The 16,132-nt window shown below is 70.5% G+C and carries 15 protein-coding genes; 4 read left to right on the forward strand and 11 right to left on the reverse strand.

From position 1 onward, the window contains the following. The first annotated feature begins 49 nt into the window (after positions 1–49). Entirely contained in the window at positions 50–910 is an 861-nt protein-coding gene (locus ACGF3C_RS16740) for a hypothetical protein (protein WP_357207708.1), read from the forward strand. A 221-nt stretch (positions 911–1,131) separates the two neighbouring features. Then, positions 1,132–2,034, forward strand: a complete 903-nt coding sequence (locus ACGF3C_RS16745) for a phytanoyl-CoA dioxygenase family protein (RefSeq protein ID WP_091409805.1) — start codon at positions 1,132–1,134, stop codon at positions 2,032–2,034. A gap of 103 nt (positions 2,035–2,137) precedes the next feature. Here the strand turns inward: ACGF3C_RS16745 and ACGF3C_RS16750 are convergent, their stop codons facing one another. From ACGF3C_RS16750 to ACGF3C_RS16785, 8 genes are all read right to left on the reverse strand, one after another. Next, complete coding sequence (locus ACGF3C_RS16750) at positions 2,138–2,779, reverse strand: MOSC domain-containing protein (RefSeq protein WP_393222736.1); 642 nt, start codon at positions 2,777–2,779, stop codon at positions 2,138–2,140. Between the two features lie 81 nt (positions 2,780–2,860). Next, entirely contained in the window at positions 2,861–3,691 is an 831-nt protein-coding gene (locus ACGF3C_RS16755) for a carbohydrate ABC transporter permease (protein ID WP_238678492.1), read from the reverse strand. After that, positions 3,688–4,674, reverse strand: a complete 987-nt coding sequence (locus tag ACGF3C_RS16760; protein WP_357207702.1) for a sugar ABC transporter permease — start codon at positions 4,672–4,674, stop codon at positions 3,688–3,690. Before ACGF3C_RS16760 ends, ACGF3C_RS16755 begins: the two co-directional genes overlap by 4 nt. Next, entirely contained in the window at positions 4,671–5,957 is a 1,287-nt protein-coding gene (locus tag ACGF3C_RS16765; protein ID WP_393222740.1) for a sugar ABC transporter substrate-binding protein, read from the reverse strand. Before ACGF3C_RS16765 ends, ACGF3C_RS16760 begins: the two co-directional genes overlap by 4 nt. Positions 5,958–6,206: 249 nt before the next feature. Beyond that, positions 6,207–6,491: a GlsB/YeaQ/YmgE family stress response membrane protein gene (locus ACGF3C_RS16770; RefSeq protein ID WP_357208614.1), complete on the reverse strand. Its 285-nt coding sequence runs from the start codon at positions 6,489–6,491 to the stop codon at positions 6,207–6,209. 812 nt (positions 6,492–7,303) lie between these two features. Further along, on the reverse strand, positions 7,304–7,588 hold the full coding sequence (locus tag ACGF3C_RS16775; RefSeq protein ID WP_357233897.1) for a GlsB/YeaQ/YmgE family stress response membrane protein: 285 nt from the start codon (positions 7,586–7,588) through the stop codon (positions 7,304–7,306). Between the two features lie 364 nt (positions 7,589–7,952). Further along, a complete protein-coding gene (lepA, locus tag ACGF3C_RS16780; RefSeq protein WP_393222744.1) occupies positions 7,953–9,830 on the reverse strand; it encodes a translation elongation factor 4 in 1,878 nt (625 codons plus the stop codon). A gap of 116 nt (positions 9,831–9,946) precedes the next feature. Continuing rightward, a complete protein-coding gene (locus ACGF3C_RS16785) occupies positions 9,947–10,483 on the reverse strand; it encodes a DUF4240 domain-containing protein (RefSeq protein WP_357204680.1) in 537 nt (178 codons plus the stop codon). Between the two features lie 61 nt (positions 10,484–10,544). Between ACGF3C_RS16785 and ACGF3C_RS16790 the strand changes: the two genes are divergently transcribed. Both ACGF3C_RS16790 and rpsT read left to right on the forward strand, forming a co-directional pair. Next, positions 10,545–11,525: a phosphotransferase gene (locus tag ACGF3C_RS16790; RefSeq protein WP_393222748.1), complete on the forward strand. Its 981-nt coding sequence runs from the start codon at positions 10,545–10,547 to the stop codon at positions 11,523–11,525. Positions 11,526–11,777: 252 nt separating this feature from the next. Further along, positions 11,778–12,044: a 30S ribosomal protein S20 gene (gene rpsT, locus ACGF3C_RS16795; RefSeq protein WP_030491765.1), complete on the forward strand. Its 267-nt coding sequence runs from the start codon at positions 11,778–11,780 to the stop codon at positions 12,042–12,044. A 126-nt stretch (positions 12,045–12,170) separates the two neighbouring features. Here rpsT and ACGF3C_RS16800 read toward each other — a convergent pair whose 3' ends face one another. The 3 genes from ACGF3C_RS16800 to ACGF3C_RS16810 form a co-directional block, all read right to left on the reverse strand. Beyond that, entirely contained in the window at positions 12,171–12,593 is a 423-nt protein-coding gene (locus ACGF3C_RS16800) for a hypothetical protein (RefSeq protein WP_238670907.1), read from the reverse strand. Then, on the reverse strand, positions 12,590–13,570 hold the full coding sequence (holA, locus tag ACGF3C_RS16805; RefSeq protein WP_355009295.1) for a DNA polymerase III subunit delta: 981 nt from the start codon (positions 13,568–13,570) through the stop codon (positions 12,590–12,592). The genes ACGF3C_RS16800 and holA overlap by 4 nt, the downstream gene beginning before the upstream one ends. 147 nt (positions 13,571–13,717) lie before the next feature. Next, a complete protein-coding gene (locus ACGF3C_RS16810) occupies positions 13,718–16,093 on the reverse strand; it encodes a ComEC/Rec2 family competence protein (protein ID WP_393222890.1) in 2,376 nt (791 codons plus the stop codon). Positions 16,094–16,132: the final 39 nt, after the last annotated feature.

Below are 16,132 nucleotides of genomic sequence, written 5' to 3' on the forward strand. Positions count from 1 at the left end.
CCGGAAGGGGCCTGCGGGGACGTACGCTTGTCGGACTGTCGATCTGGGGGTGTGGGTGCGAACTCGGGCAACCGTGGCGGGTGGAGTGGTGCTCATCCTCGTCGCCGTGATCGCGATCTGGCTCGTCGTACGACAGGTCGGCGACAACCTCAGGTTGCCGCTGGTGGCACGCAAGTGCACGGTGCAGGCCGACGGACGTGTCGCGCTGGACGCCGACCAGATGGCCAACGCGGCGACCATCGCGGCGATCGGCGCGAAGCGCGGAATGCCCGAGCGGGCCGTCGTGGTCGCGCTCGCCACCGCGTACCAGGAGTCCGGTCTGCGCAACCTCGCCGACGGCGACCGCGACTCGGTCGGCCTGTTCCAGCAGCGGCCGAGCCAGGGCTGGGGCACCCCGGCGCAGATCCGCGACCCGCGGTACGCGGCGAACCGGTTCTACGCGGCCCTCAAGAAGGTGCGCGGCTGGGAGAAGATGCGCGTCACCGACGCCGCCCAGCGGGTGCAGCGCTCGGCGTTCCCCGAGGCGTACCAGAAGTGGGCGGACGACTCCGAGGTGCTCAGCCGGGCCCTGCTCGGCGACGCCAGCGGCGCGGTCGCCTGCACCGTGGGGCGCACCCCGGCGATGCACGGTGCGGCCGCGGCCGCGCAACTGACCCGCAACCTGGTGCTGGACTGGGGGCTCAAGGGCACCGACCCGACGGACCAGACCGGGTTGGCGGTGACTCCGGGCGACCAGCGCGACGGCTGGCGGTACGCACACTGGCTGGTCTCGCACGCCCAGGACCACGGCGTGAAGCGGGTCCGCTTCGGCGACCTGGAGTGGACCGCTCGCGGCGGCTCGTGGGGCCGGGTGGACGGCCGCCAGAACCCCGCCGGTCAGGTGGTCGCCGAGGTGTTCAACGAGGGTTGACCGACCCGGATCTCTTAACCGGCAGTCACCGCACAATCGGGCAATCCGCACTGAATCGCACTATTGATCACGCAGATCTCACTCTGTGCGTTTCTCTCGCTGCGTGGGGTCCCGCCGTGGCCCAATCCCGCACCACGCCCTCCCCGAGGCCTGGACCGCCGCGTTACGATCGGCGGCCTGTGCCAGAAAAGGTTTCACCTCATGGGGAGGGGTACGACGCGGTGTTCGATTACGGCGACCGGACCGGTTACGAACCGATCAGCGACACTGACCGCAAGGAGTTCCACGAGCAGGGCTTCCTCCTGCTGCGCAACGTCCTGACGGAGGACCACCGGGCGGCGCTGGAGGCGGCTGTCGACCGCGTCTACGCGGAGGAGCAGGCCAAGGGCACCACCAAGAAGGACGGCACCCTGCACCTGCTGGGCTTCCTGGAGCGCGACGAGCTCTTCGGTGAGCTGCTGACCCACCCGATCGCCTTCCCGTACATGTGGGGGCTGGCCGGCTGGAACATCTACACCCACCACAACCACCTGGACGTCACCCCGCCGGCCGCCGAGCCGGAGAAGCCGTACTGGGGTTGGCACCAGGACGGGTACCGGCAGAACTCCGACCCGGAGACGATGGACCCGAACCTGCCTCGGCCGATGTTCTCGCTGAAGGTCGCGTACGTGCTGTCGGACCTCTCCGAGACCGGCCGCGGCGCCACCAAGGTCATCCCGGGTAGCCACCTGAAGAACTCGCTGCCCCGGCCGGCGGACCTGACCGTGCAGAACCCCGACCCGGAGGGCACGGTGGAGATCACCGCCAACCCGGGCGACGCCTTCATCTTCGACCGCCGGCAGTGGCACTCGCGGTCGACGAACCTGTCGACCATCACCCGCAAGATGCTCTTCGTCGGCTACACCTACCGGTGGATCCGTCCGCTGGACGAGCTGCACCCCGACGTGAACGGCGAGTGGTACCGCAACCGCACCCCGGTGCAGCGCCAGCTGATCGGTGAGGGCACCCACACCGCCAACTACTGGGGCATCAACTGGGACGGGTACGTCGACGACGAGATCCCGCTGCGCAAGGAGCTCAAGGAGCGCGGTCTGCTCGACCGCAACATCCCCTGGCTCCGCTGATCCCTGCTCGTAGAACGGCCCCCCGTCACGCTCAGCGATGACAGGGGGCCGTTCCGCATGTCGACGCCGGCGGTCGCCGGCCGCGTGGGCTTACGCCGACCAGCTAGCCACGGGCGGCGAGGCGGCGGCGGGCCTTCTCCCGGATCGACTCCGGCAGGTCCTCCGCCTCAAGCAACCGAGGCAGCAACTCCGGCTCCAGGCTGGTCGCCCGGAACACCTCGCCGATGGTCACATCGTGCGCCGGCCGGTCCACCACCTCGACCGGGTCGCCCGGGCCGACCTCCCCCTCACGCAGCACCCGCAGGTAGGCGCCGGGCAGCGCCCGGGCGGTGAACCGCTTGATCAGATCCGGTACGCCCCAGAACCCGGCGAAGGTGGTGCACGGCGTACGTGGCTTGGTGACCTGGAGCAGTGCCGAACCGACCAGCCACTGCTCACCGATCACCGCGCCGGTCACGTCGACCGCGTAGGTGGACAGGTTCTCCCCGAAGCCACCCGGTCGGACGTCGCGGCCCAGCTCCGCCGCCCACCATGCGGCGTCCTCCTCCGCGTAGGCGTAGACCGCCTGGTCGGGGCCGCCGTGATGGGCTCGCTCTCCGATGAAGTCGCCGACCACCCCGTCGAAGCGGATCGGCACGGGGCCGTCCACCGGCCGTTTGTCGATGCCGCTGCGCCCGCTCGCATCGCCGGCCCACTCCGCCTCGGTCACCACGCCGAGGTTCACCGCTGCCACCCTGCCCGTCATGACGGCCAGCCTAGTGGCGGTCCACCGCCGAGCAGTCCACCCCGCTTCGGGTTGGCACCGCCCAGCCCTCCCGACGCGGGCTCAGCCCTTGACGGCGCCGGCCACCAGGCCGGAGACCATCCGGCGCTGCACCAGCAGGAAGAAGATGATGACCGGCAGGGTGAACAGGGTGGAAGCGGCCATCACCGGCCCCCAGTTGGTGTCGTCCCGACCGAAGAAGAAGGTCATCGCCACCGGCAGGGTGTAACTGCCCTGGTCGTTGATGAACGTCAACGCGAAGATCAGCTCGTTCCACGCGGTGATGAAAGAGAAGATGCTGGTCGCCACCAGGCCGGGCGCGACCAGCGGGAAGAGCACCCGGCGGAAGATCTGGGCCCGGCTGGCCCCGTCGATCGCCGCCGCCTCCTCCAGTTCCTTCGGCACCGCGGCGACGAAGCCGCGCAGCATCCAGACCGCGAACGGCAGCGAGAAACCGAGGTACGTGAGGATCAGGCTGGGCAGGGTGTTGTAGAGCCCGAGCCGCTGGATCATCAGGAACAGCGGGATGACCAACGCCTCCAGCGGGATCATCTGCACCACCAGCAGCATGATCAGGAAGCTGGTCCGCAGCTTGAAGCGGAACCGGGCCACAGCGGTCGCGGCGAGCAACGCCACCAGGCCGCTGAGCACCACAGTGGAAACGGCGACCAGCGCGCTGTTGAGGAAGAAGTCCAGGAAGCTGACACCGGGGATCAGGTTGCCGGTCAGGATCTCCCGGTAGTGCGCCAACGTCGGATGGGTCGGCACCGGTTGCGGGGTGGCCGAGAAGATCTCGTTGCTCGGCTTCAACGAGGTGGAGATCATCCAGTAGACCGGGAACGCCGCGAAGAGCGCGACCAACAGCCCGGCGCCGTTGAGGGCGATTTTCTTCACGACTCGTCCTCCTGCCTGAGCACCATCCGTACGTAGAAGCCGGTGACCACGAGCAGGATCAGCGTGAGGATCACCGCGATGGCAGCGCCGAGCCCGTACTTGGGCGGCGGGGAGAAGGCTTCGGCGTACGAGTAGATGGCGAGCATGAACGTCGGCCGGTCCTGGGTGCCGCCGGCCAGCACGAACTGCTGGGTGAAGACCTTGAAGTCCCAGATGGTGGAGAGCACGATCAGGATCCCGAAGACCGGACGCAGCAGCGGGAACGTGATCTTCCAGAAGACCCGCCACGGGCTGGCACCATCCACCCGGGCCGCCTCGTGCAACTCGCTCGGCACGCTCTTGAGACCGGCCAGCACACTCACCGCGATGAACGGGAACGAGTGCCAGACCACCACCAGGGTGAGGATGGCGAAGAAGAGCAGCGGCGAGTTGAACCAGCCGTAACCGGTCCAGTCGCTACGCCCGAACAGGCTGGTCGAGAGCCCGTCCGGCAACGCGTTGAACAGCCACGTGACCAGGCCGCTCGTATCGTCGAAGATCCATTTCCAGACGATGGTGCCGGTCAGCGCCGGGGTGGCCCAGGCCAGCATCACGCAGCTGGCCACGAACGTCGCCATCTTTCGACCGAGCCGGTTGAGCAGCAGCCCCACCAGGGTGCCGAGCACCATGGTGAGCAGCACGTTCGCCGCGGCGAAAAGGACCGTGTTGCGCAGCACGGTCAGGAAGAACGGGTCGGAGAGAATGTCGGCGTAGTTGCCGAGCCCCACCCACGGCCACTCCCGATCGCCGCGCAGTTGCCGGACGCTGTTCAGCCGGTAGAAGGACATCCCCACCACCTGGCCGAGCGGCCAGAGCAGCAGCACTCCGATGATCAGCAGGGCGGGCAGGAGCAGCAGGTAGGGCAGGCGGTCCACCCGGCGACGCCGCCGCGCGGGGGTCTCCCGCGCGGCGGACGTCTCCGGGTTTTTGGTCTGTAGGCTCACTTGCTGTTCAAGATGCCTTCCATCTCGGCGGCCGCGTCGGCGGTAGCCTTCTCGACCGTCTTCTGACCCTTCATGACCGAGCTGTTCATCGCCTGGGTCACCGTCTTCGTCCGGCTGACCTCCACCCACTTCGGGGTGAGCGGCGTGAGCTTGGTGTTCTGCATCGTGGTGGCGAACGACGCCATCACCTTGTCGTTCGCGTACGCGTCACCGGAGACCAGGTCCTGGTAGACGGGGAAGAAGCCGAGGCTGCTCGCGAAGCTCTGCGCGTTCTTCTTGTTCAGCAGCACGGTCAGGTAGTCCCAGGCCAGGTCCTGCCGCTCGCTGTCCTTCCAGATCGCCACGTCCGAGCCGCCCGCGAAACCGGGCGCCGCCTTGCCGTCCGGGCCGGGGATCGGGAACGTACCCCAGACCTTCTCGATCTCGGGGTTGTCCTTCTTGATGGCGCCCTGCTGCCAGCTACCGGCGAAGGCCATCGCGGCCTTGCCCGTGGCGAACTGGGTACGTGCGTCGATCTCGTTCCAACCCGCCGCCGCCGGCGGGGCGACCTTGTGCACAGTCACCAGGTCGGTCCAGAACTTGACGGCCCGCTGCGCCTCGGGCGTGGTGTAACCGGACTTCCAGGTGCCGCCCTGGTTGCTGGCGATCTCACCGCCGGCACCCCAGAGGAAGGAGTAGAAGGGCAGCTCGGAGTTGCCGGGCAGGGCGATGCCGTAGGTGCCCTTCTTCTTCGCCTGCACAGCCTTGGCAACGGTGACCAGGTCGTCCCAGGTCTTCGGGGGCTGCACGCCGGCCTCGGCGAACCAGTCGGTGCGGTAGTAGATCGCCCGCACACCCGCGTACCAGGGCACGCCGTACTGCTTGCCCTCGAGCTGAGCGTTGCGCACCAGGTCTGGCAGCAGATCCTTGCCGTCGGCCCAGCCGCCCATCCGACCACTCACGTCGGCGAGCGCCTCCTGGGCAGCCCAACCCTGAGTCTCGGTGTTGCCAAGCTCGGTGATGTCCGGCCCCTCACCGCCGGCGAGCGCCGCCTGGAACTTCTTGGGCGCCTCCAGCCAGGGGATGTACTGCACGACCACATCGGTGTCGGGGTGCTTCTGGCGGAACTCGGCCTCGACCCCGTCGAGGAAGGAGTTCTGCGCGTCCCCGCCCTCACCCATCATCCAGACCGTGAGCTTGCTGTCGTCGGCCGCGTCGTCGCCGGACCCTCCACAGCCGGTCAGCACCATCGCGGCCGAGGCCACCATGGCGGTGACCGGGGCCAGCCGCTTCCACCTGTTCACGCCACTTCTCCCCTCGCGCCGCCTGGAACTAACCTTCTCCGCCGCACCCTAGTACGGAGAATTCCTTTACGACAGTGGGCGGGACTGGCCGAAGCGTGGCGACCGTACCGCAGCGGCCCGACGACCGGCACTCCAACATCCGGCCGAAGTCAGGCCTTTCACCACGAAAGAGCGCCCGGCTCTCGGCCGGGCGCTCTTTCAGTCGTGCTGTCCTACGGTGGTGCTGTGTCGCCAGATGATGCCAGGTCGTTACCGGGTCACGCGGCGGCGGCCACCCACACCGGCCACCAGCGCGACAGCGATCGCGGCTACCACCACCTGCACCAGCAGCTCGGCCCAGTCGATGCCGCTCGTCTCGGTCGCGATGCCGATGGCGCGCGCCAGGACGGTGCCCAGCAGCGCGGCGCCGATGCCGATCAGCAGGTGCAGCCAGATCGGCATGTTCTGCCGACCCGGGACGACCAGGCGGCCGAGCGCGCCGACGATGAGACCAACAACGATCGCAGTGATGATGCCCCACACGGTGAGCTCCACGGCCACCCTCCTTCAAAGAATGTCTGACACACGGTTCGTGTGCTTCCTGTCGTGACCGTTAATTGCCCTACCCACCGAAAATCCAAACCGACTACACGGCCCAGACGATCACGAATTGATGAACACAGGCACGGACCACAAACCGCCCCACGCCCCACGCCTCACGCCCCACGCCCCACGCCCCACGCCCCACGCCCCACGCCCCACGCCCCACGCCCCACGCCCCACGCCCCACGCCCCACGCCCCACGCCCCACGCCCGCCGATCTTGCACTTCCGGTGGTCGATAGGAGTGAGATGCCCGGAGTGTCGCAGCAGAAAGTGCAAGATCGGCGCGGTCGGAGTGACTCCGTGACTCCGCGGTACTGCTCGAACCGCGTCTCGCGCTCACGCTCCAGTGCGCCCGTCCCGTGTCGCACCCAAGATCGTGCTCCATCCTGGTTGTAGTGGTATCGCGGCCAGGTGGAGGCCACTACAACCAGGGTGGAGCACGATCTTGGCGCTGGACGGGGGCGCCCGGACGCGGGAGGCAGGACACGGGGCGCCCGGACGCGGGGGCGGGACACGGGGCGCCCGGACGCGGGGGCGGGACACGGGGCGCCCGGACGCGGGAGGCAGGACACGGGCCACGGACAAAGGCGCGGGACGCAGGACGCGGCGCGCGCGGAGGGCTGGACGACACTGCGGCCGAGCCGGACGCAGCGATTCGCCGGATCAGACCCCCGTCGATCGAATTCGATCAAGCACTGAGGGGCGCCCGGCCTGATGGCCGAGCGCCCCTCGAAGGTGTTGCGGTACTACGGGTTGCTGGTGTTACCGGGTCACGCGGCGGCGGCCACCCACACCGGCCACCAGCGCGACGGCGATCGCGGCCAGCACGACCTGCACCAGCAGCTCGCCCCAGTCGATACCGCTCGTCTCGGTCGCGATGCCGATGGCCCGGGCCAGGACGGTGCCCAGCAGGGCCGCGCCGATACCGATCAGCATGTGCAGCCAGATCGGCATGTTCTGCTTACCCGGGACGACCAGGCGGCCGAGCGCGCCGACGATGAGACCGACAACGATCGCAGTGATGATGCCCCACACGGTGAACTCCACGGTCGCCCTCCTTCAAAAGAATGTCTGACACACGAGGTGTGTGCTTCCTGTCGTGACGGCTAAGTGCCCGACCCACCGAAAGCCCAAACCGACTCACCTCAAAAGACAACGCCAGTTGTCGATGCTTCGGAGGTGCGTCGGTTGGCGCGGAAGTACGTCCACACAGGTAGGAGCCCATCTCCTCGGCCCACCGGCCCCGCGGCAGCGACCGAAAAAATTCCGCACGGGTGGTCGCACCCACCGCACCGCAGCGCTGGGCGGCCGGCAGACACGGCGGTATACCGGGGCCGGGGTGGGCGAGCGCACCCACGAAACGCGACGCGCCCGGGTGCGGATGGCACCCGGGCGCGTACGGCGGTGCGAACTACTTCTTGCCGGCGGCCTTGGCGTCGCCGGAGTCGGAGGAGAGGGCGGCGATGAAGGCCTCCTGCGGCACCTCGACCCGGCCGACCATCTTCATCCGCTTCTTGCCTTCCTTCTGCTTCTCCAGCAGCTTGCGCTTACGGCTGATGTCACCGCCGTAGCACTTGGCGAGCACGTCCTTACGGATCGCCCGGATGGTCTCCCGGGCGATGACCCGGCTGCCGATGGCCGCCTGGATCGGCACCTCGAACTGCTGGCGCGGGATCAGGGTGCGCAGCTTGGCGGCGATGGTGACGCCGTAGTTGTACGCCTTGTCCTTGTGCACGATGGCGCTGAACGCGTCCACCGGCTCGCCGTGCAGCAGGATGTCCACCTTCACCAGGTCGGACGCCTGCTCGCCGGAGGGCTCGTAGTCGAGTGAGGCGTAGCCCTTGGTACGGCTCTTCAACTGGTCGAAGAAGTCGTAGATGATCTCCGCGAGGGGCAGCGTGTAGCGCAGCTCCACCCGGTCGGCGGAGAGGTAGTCCATGCCGAGCAGGGTGCCGCGCCGGCCCTGGCAGAGCTCCATGACCGCGCCCACGTAGTCGTTGGGCGTCAGCACGGTGGCCCGGACCACCGGCTCGTACACCTCGGCGATCTTGCCGGTGGGGTACTCGCTCGGGTTGGTGACGACGATTTCCTCGCCGTCGTCGGTGATCGCCCGGTAGACGACGTTGGGCGCGGTGGAGATCAGGTCGAGGTTGTACTCGCGCTCCAGCCGCTCCCGGATGATCTCCAGGTGGAGCAGGCCGAGGAAGCCGCAGCGGAAGCCGAAGCCGAGCGCGCCGGAGGTCTCCGGCTCGTAGTCGAGGGCGGCATCGTTGAGCTTGAGCTTGTCCAACGCCTCGCGCAGGTTGGGGTAGTCGGACCCGTCGATCGGGTAGAGGCCGGAGTAGACCATCGGCTTCGGGTCCTTGTAGCCACCCAACGCTTCGGCCGCCGGCCGGCTGTTGATGGTGACGGTGTCACCGACCCGGGACTGCCGGACGTCCTTCACACCGGTGATCAGATAGCCGACCTCGCCGACGCCGAGCGCCTCGGCCTTGACCATCTCGGGTGAGATGACACCGATCTCCAGCAGCTCGTGCACCGCGCCGGTGGACATCATCTTGATCCGGTCGCGCGCGCTGATCCGGCCGTCGATGACCCGGACGTACGTGACGACGCCGCGGTAGACGTCGTACACCGAATCGAAGATCATCGCCCGGGCGGGCGCCGCGGCGTCACCGACCGGTGGGATGAACTGCCGGACGATCTCGTCGAGCAGGTACGGAACTCCCTCGCCGGTCTTGCCGGAGACCCGGATGCAGTCGGCCGGGTCGCCGCCGATCAGGTGGGCCAACTCCTCGGCGTACTTCTCCGGCTGGGCGGCCGGCAGGTCGATCTTGTTGAGCACCGGGATGATGCGCAGGTCGTTCTCGAGGGCCAGGTAGAGGTTGGCCAGGGTCTGCGCCTCGATGCCCTGCGCGGCGTCGACCAGCAGCACGGCACCCTCACAGGCGGCCAACGACCGGGACACCTCATAGGTGAAGTCCACGTGCCCCGGGGTGTCGATCATGTTGAGCACCGCCTGCTCACCAGCCCGCTCACCCTCGCGGATGGTCCACGGCATGCGGACGGCCTGGCTCTTGATGGTGATGCCGCGCTCGCGCTCGATGTCCATCCGGTCCAGGTACTGCGCGCGCATCTGCCGCGGGTCGACCACACCGGTGAGCTGCAACATCCGGTCGGCCAGGGTCGACTTCCCGTGGTCGATGTGGGCGATGATGCCGAAGTTCCGGATGCGACCGGGGTCGGTGGCACCAGGGGCGTTCGCGCCGGGATCGAGCTTCGGTGGCACAGCGGTCCGTTCTGGTCGGCTGACGTGAACAGGCCGGCGCGCCGCCGACCCCCTCTATGTTCCCACGCCGCCGGGGTGCGCCCACTGCGCGGGCGATGGAACGGCCCGAGGACCCCTCACTCCATCGGCGGCTCGACGAAGAGCGCGGCCAGCCGGGGCAGCCGGCGACGCGCCTCGTCCTCGTCGTCGAAGTCCCAGAAGTCGTTGAGATCCGGCGTCCGCACCGGGTCACGGTCCGCCGGCAACTCGGTAGCGGTGGCCTTGCGGTACGCGTCCCACGGCACCGAGAGCATCTGCTCGGCGGAGAACTCCTCGCCGCTGAGCGAGGCCGCCCGCACCTGGGGCAGTTCGGCCAGCGAGTCCGGTTCGGTGACCGCGCCGGCGAAGACGGCCCGACCCTGGGTCATCAGCCAGCCCCGGAAGTGTTCGAAACCCTCAGCCGAGGCACCACCGTTGATCAGGTACGCCGCACCCCACAGATCCGCCTTGTGCGAGGCGGCCAGCACCCGCGTCTGGTGCCGCGCGTACCCGATGATGTCCTCCGGGTCGCGCTCGGCGAGCAACGCCACGGCTCGCGCGGCGACCGGGCCAGGCTCACCCCCACCGCCGGCCCGTGCCTGGTCGATCAGCTGCCAGAAGTCCTCGGTCCTCATGGCTTGGCAGTCTGGCAGTGTCGCCGTGCGTCGCGCACGTACCCCGGTGCAGCATGGTGTGATGTCCTCTCCCCCGCTGCCGCCGTACCACGCGAGCGCCCTGCGCCCGTCGTGGCCGGCGTTACCGGCGGCGCTGCGAGCCGCGGTCGCCGAACGGCTCGGCGCGCCGGTGGTCACCGCCCGGGTCGCGGGCGCGGGCTTCACCCGTGGGTTCGCCGCCGTGCTCGACACCGCCGACGGTGGTCGGGCCTTCGTGAAAGCCGCGCCCGCCGCCGAGCAACCGCACCTGGTCGACTGGTACGCCCGGGAGGCCGCGATCCTCGACCGGCTGCCGGCGGACCTGCCGGCGCCCCGCCCCCGGTGGACCCTCTCCGCGGCCGGCTGGTTCGTGCTCTGCACCGACGCCGTCGACGGGCACACCCCGCACCTGCCCTGGGTGCCCGCCGAGCTGGACGCCACCCTCGCCGGGTACGCGCAGGTCGCCGCCGCCCTGGCCGACCCGCCGGGCGAGCTGACCGGGCTGGGTTTGCCGCAGCTGGCCGACCTGGCCCGGTCGGGCATCCTCTGGTGGGAGGAGGTCGCCGCCGGTCGGGAGCCGACCCCACCACTGCCCGCGCCACTGCTCGGCCGGCTGCCCGAGCTGGTGCAGTTGGAATCTCTCCTCCCCCGGTACGCCGCCGGAGCGACCGGCCTGATCCACGGCGACCTGCGGGTCGACAACGTGCTGATCGGCCCGGACGGCCGAGCCTGGTTCTGCGACTGGACCTGGGTCTGCTTAGGGCCGGCCTGGTTCGACCTGGCCGGCCTGCTGCTCACCGCGTACGCCAGCGGGCTGGACGCGGACCGGCTCTTCGCCGCGCACCCGGCCACCGCCGGCGCGCCCCCGGACGCGCTGGACGCGACCCTGGCGGCGTTGGCCGGCTACTACCTCACCGGTGCTGCGGCGGCACCGCCGACGGCCTCGCCGCACCTGCCCGCCCACCAGCGGTGGAGCGGCGAGCAGTCACTCGACTGGCTGGCCCACCGTCAGGGCTGGCGGTGACGCGGACCGGCCCGGGGCGGCCTGGACTCCCGGCGACGCGGACCGGCTCACCGCCGGGCTGACGGTGAGCCGCCACCGTGGTCGAGGGCGTAGCCTGGTCCCCGACGGGCTGGGTCCGTTCGCGCGAAAGGCCGAGCCGTTTTGGCTCGTCCCGGGCGACCTGGTAACCTGGCTCTTCGCGCAGCGATGACGCACGTTCGTCATCACGCGCAATAAGCTGACCAACCCGAGCTATCAAGACGAGGCTGTCGCGTGGCGAACATCAAGTCCCAGATCAAGCGCAACCGGCAGAACGAGAAGGCCCGGCTGCGCAACAAGTCGGTCAAGTCGTCGCTGAAGACCGCCGTCCGGAAGTTCCACGAGGCTGCCGAGGCCGGTGACGTCGAGAAGGCGACCGCGCTCATGCTGGACGCCTCGCGCAAGCTGGACAAGGCCGTCAGCAAGGGCGTGATCCACTCCAACCAGGCCGCGAACCGCAAGTCCGCGATCGCGAAGCGCGTGGTGTCGCTCTCCGCCTGACGATTTCACAGTCAGACTGATTCGGAAAACCCCGGGCCCCAGGCCCGGGGTTTCCGTGTGTCCAGAGGCCGGCCGGTGTTCAACCGAGCCGGCCGTTGCGGGCGAGGGCCCGACGGGCGGCGGCGCTCAGTCTGACGGGTTGGCCCGCCGGGGCGGTGGCACCGGATCGGCGGTGATCACCACGCCGGGGACGCTGTGCGAAACCCACTCCACCCGGGCCCGGCCGACCACCGGTTCCATCTGCCGGCGAAACCGGTCCCGTTCCTGCTCGGGCACGAGCGCGGCGGAGCGGACCACGATCGCGGCCACCATGTCGTTGAGCTTCACCATGGCGGCCACCACGACCGGCAGCACCAGCACCGCCCACCAGCTGACCAACTCGGCGAGGGCGAGCAGCACCGCCAGGGCGATGGCGCCCTCGAAGAAGAGGAAGCACAGCACGCCACCGGGGTTGACGAACCGCAGGCCGAGGAGCCGGGCGTAGAGCGGCCGGTAACGCGCCTCGTCCACGGGAATGGTGGCCCACGCTGGGCGGTTCGCCCCCGTCACCTGGCGCTGCCCTGCCGGGCCGCCGCGACCGAGAAGACCGCGCGCTCCAGGGCGTACGCCCGGTCGTCGGAGCCGCCCTTGACGGCCGCGTTGCACTCGGCGGCGACCTGCATGGCCCGGACCAGGCCCTCCGGTGTCCAGCCCCGCCCCTGCCGCTGCGCCCGCTCGATCTTCCACGAGGGCATTCCGAGGCTGCTGGCGAGCTGGTACGGGCTACCCCGGCCGGCCGATGCCACCCGGGCCACAGTGCGCACCCCGTCCGCCAGGGCATCGGCGATGGGCACCGGGTCGACCCCGACGTGCAGGGCCCAGCGCAGTGCTTCGAGTGCCGCCGGCACGTCGCCGACCATTGTGGCGTCCGCCACCGTGAAGCCGGTCACCTCGACCCGGCCCCGGTAGTAACGGGAGACCGTCTCGGCGCTGATCCGCCCATCGGTGTCGGCGACAAGTTGGGAGCAGGCGGCGGCCAGCTCACGCAGGTCGTTGCCGACCGCGGCGATGAGCGCCTCGGCGGCGTCGTCGGTGCACTTCCCGCCGGCCCGGCGGATCTCGTCGCGGACGAAGGCCAACCGGTCACGGTGCCCCTTGAGCTTGGCGGCCGGGACCACCGTCGCGCCAGCCGCCCGCAGACCGTCGGCGAACGCCTTGCCCTTGGCGCCGCCCAGGTGCAGCACCAGCAGCTGGACCTCCGGGTCGGGATTCTTCGCGTACGCCAACAGCGCGGCGACCAGGTCCTTGCGGGCGTCCTGGCCGGAGCGCAGGATCAGCAGCCGCCGCCCGCCGAACAGCGAGGGGCTGAGCATCTCGGCGATCTCGCCGACGGTGAGCGCGCTGGCCTGGTACTCGCGGACGTCCACCTCGGGGTCGACACTGCGAACCTTGGCGACAGCTTCGGTGACCGCGCGCGTGGCGAGGAGCTCCTCGTCACCGAGGACGAGCAGAATAGGTGCGAGGCTGGCGGGGGTCACGCCGCCCATATTCGCACGGCCTGCGGCGGGATCGTGCCTGCTCATTCGCTGCTTGATCGGCGCAGCCCGCACACAGCGCAAATCCAGACATCCAACTCAATTCCCTTTTAATTCGCAAGTCGCCCGATTGATCGGCGGCCCGCCGTCCCACGGGGGTCAGGGCTGCCGGCCGGCGGGCACACCTCGCCGGGCTACCGCCAGACCGCCGCCCGTCCGGACCGCCGCCACGTCGCCGTCCGTGTCGGTACGCAGCACCCGCACGCCGCCCCTGCCCAGTTGGGCGAGCAGCCGCGGACTCGGGTGCCCGTAGGTGTTGCCCGTGCCCACCGGCACGAGTGCCACCGCCGGCCGCACCGCATCAAGGAAACCCTGGTCCTGGTACGCCGAACCGTGGTGCGCGACCTTCAACACGTCCGCCCGTAACTCGCCGGGGGCCGCCCGCGCCACCATCGCGTGCTGCTCCTCGGTCTCCGCGTCGCCGGCCAACAGGATCCGCACCCCGGCCACTGTGGCGCGCAGCACCAGCGAGTTGTTGTTCGGGTCGGACCTGGTCCCGGCCAGCGGGTACGGCGGGCCGAGCACCAGCAGGTCGACCCCACCCACCGGGTGACGAGCGCCGGCCACGGTGGTCAGCAGCGCGGCCCGCCCTCCGGTGGCCGCCGCCCGAACCAGGTCCCGACCGCTCTCCGGGTCGGTGGACGACGGCGTCAGCACGGCACCCACCCGCCGTCCCCGGAACACCCCGGCCACCCCGCCCACGTGGTCCGCGTGGAAGTGACTGATCACCAGCAGAGGCACCTCCCGTACGCCGAGCCGACGTAGGCAACCGTCCACCGCACCCGGTTCCGGCCCGGCGTCCACCACCACGGCCCGGCCGGGGCCGACCGGGAGCACCAGGGCGTCGCCCTGCCCCACCGCGCAGGCCACCACCACCCAACCGGCGGGCGGCCAGCCGGCGGCTACCAGTCGAACCGGCAGGGCACCCAGCACGGCGGCTACCCCGACCACTGCCACCAGCCGGCGTACGAGTGGCCGGCGCACCGCGATCAGCAGCGCGACGGTCAGCCCGGTCAGCAGCAGGGCACCGGGCACCCCGCCCGGCCACGGCAGGGTGCCACCTGGCAGTCGGGCTCCGTGCCGGGCGATGACCACCAGCCACCAGGCCGGCCAACTCGCCAGCCACGCGACGAATTCGGCGCCGGCCGGCCAGATCGGCGACATCATGGCCGCCAGCACGCCCAGCACTGTCGCTGGCGCGATGGCCGGCACCGCCAGCAGGTTCGCCGGCACCGCCACCAGGCTCACAGTGCCGGAGATCCCGGCGACGACCGGGCCGCAGGCAAGTTGGGCAGCCGCCGGCACGGCCAACGCCTCGGCCAGCCCAGGCGGAACGCCTCGCCGACGCAGTCCGTCCCGCCAACGCGGCGCGAGCAGCAGCAGGCCACCGGTGGCCAGCACGGAGAGGGCGAACCCGGGATCCCCGGCCAACTCGGGGTCGACGAGCACCAGCACGGTCACGGCGGCGGCCAGCGCGGGCAGCGCTGCCCGAGGTCGACCGGCGGCGAGCGCGGCGAGCCCGATCGCTCCCATCGTGGCGGCCCGTACGACGCTCGGCGACGGACGGACCAGAATGACGAACCCCACCAGCGCCACCCCGCACAGCGCGGCGGCGAGCCACGGGCCGGCGCGCGACCACCGGGCCAGCAACAACACCGCACCCACCACGATCGCGACGTTGGAGCCGGAAACCGCATTGAGGTGTGTCATCCCGGTGGCCTGGAAGTCCGCCTCGACGGCGGGTGGGAGTCGGCTGGTGTCGCCCACCACCAGACCCGGCAGCAGCCCGCCGGGGTCATCGGGCAGCGGCGCGCAAGCCCGTTGCAGCCCGGTACGCAGCGTCCCGGCGGCGCGCTGCGCCCAGGACGGCTTGCCGTGCCGTTCCGGTGGGCCATTGGTGCTGAGCACCGCTGCGGTGAGGTCGCCACCGCGCGGAACGCCGAGCCGACCGTCAACGGTGAGGCGCTGCCCGGGCAGCAGGCCCCGCCACGCCGGGTCGGTCGCCAGGACGAGTAGCCGCACCGACGCGTGGATCCGTCGACCATCCGGGCCGGTGAGCCGGACCAGCTCGGTCGACACCAGCAGCATCCCCGGTCGCCCGGCGCTCCGGATCGGGCGCGGGTCGTCCCGGACCACCAGGTCGGCGGTGACCGGCGCGCGTTGCTCGGCCAGGGCACGGATCGCCGGCGCGTCGCGCACGGCGAGCTGGGCGGCGGTGGCCGCACCCCCGCAGACCACACCGAGGCCGACCGCCACGGCCACCCACCCGTAGCGCAGCGCCATGGCTCGGGGACGGCCGAGACGGCCGAGCAGGTGGACAGCACCAATCGCCGTCAGACCGACCGCCGCGCCGGCCACCAGCAGAACCGCGCGGCTGCCGAGGTGCAGCCCGGCGAGCGCGGTGAGCCACGCCGCCACGGCGAGCCCTGCCAGTCGCAGATCCGGCGGCTCCGACCGGGTCCCGCCGGCCAACAGCGCGGCCTGAGCCGACCCTGCCGATGGCGCGGCCTGAGC

Origin of the sequence: Micromonospora sp. NPDC047762 (assembly GCF_043204655.1) — a bacterium.
GTDB lineage: Bacteria > Actinomycetota > Actinomycetes > Mycobacteriales > Micromonosporaceae > Micromonospora.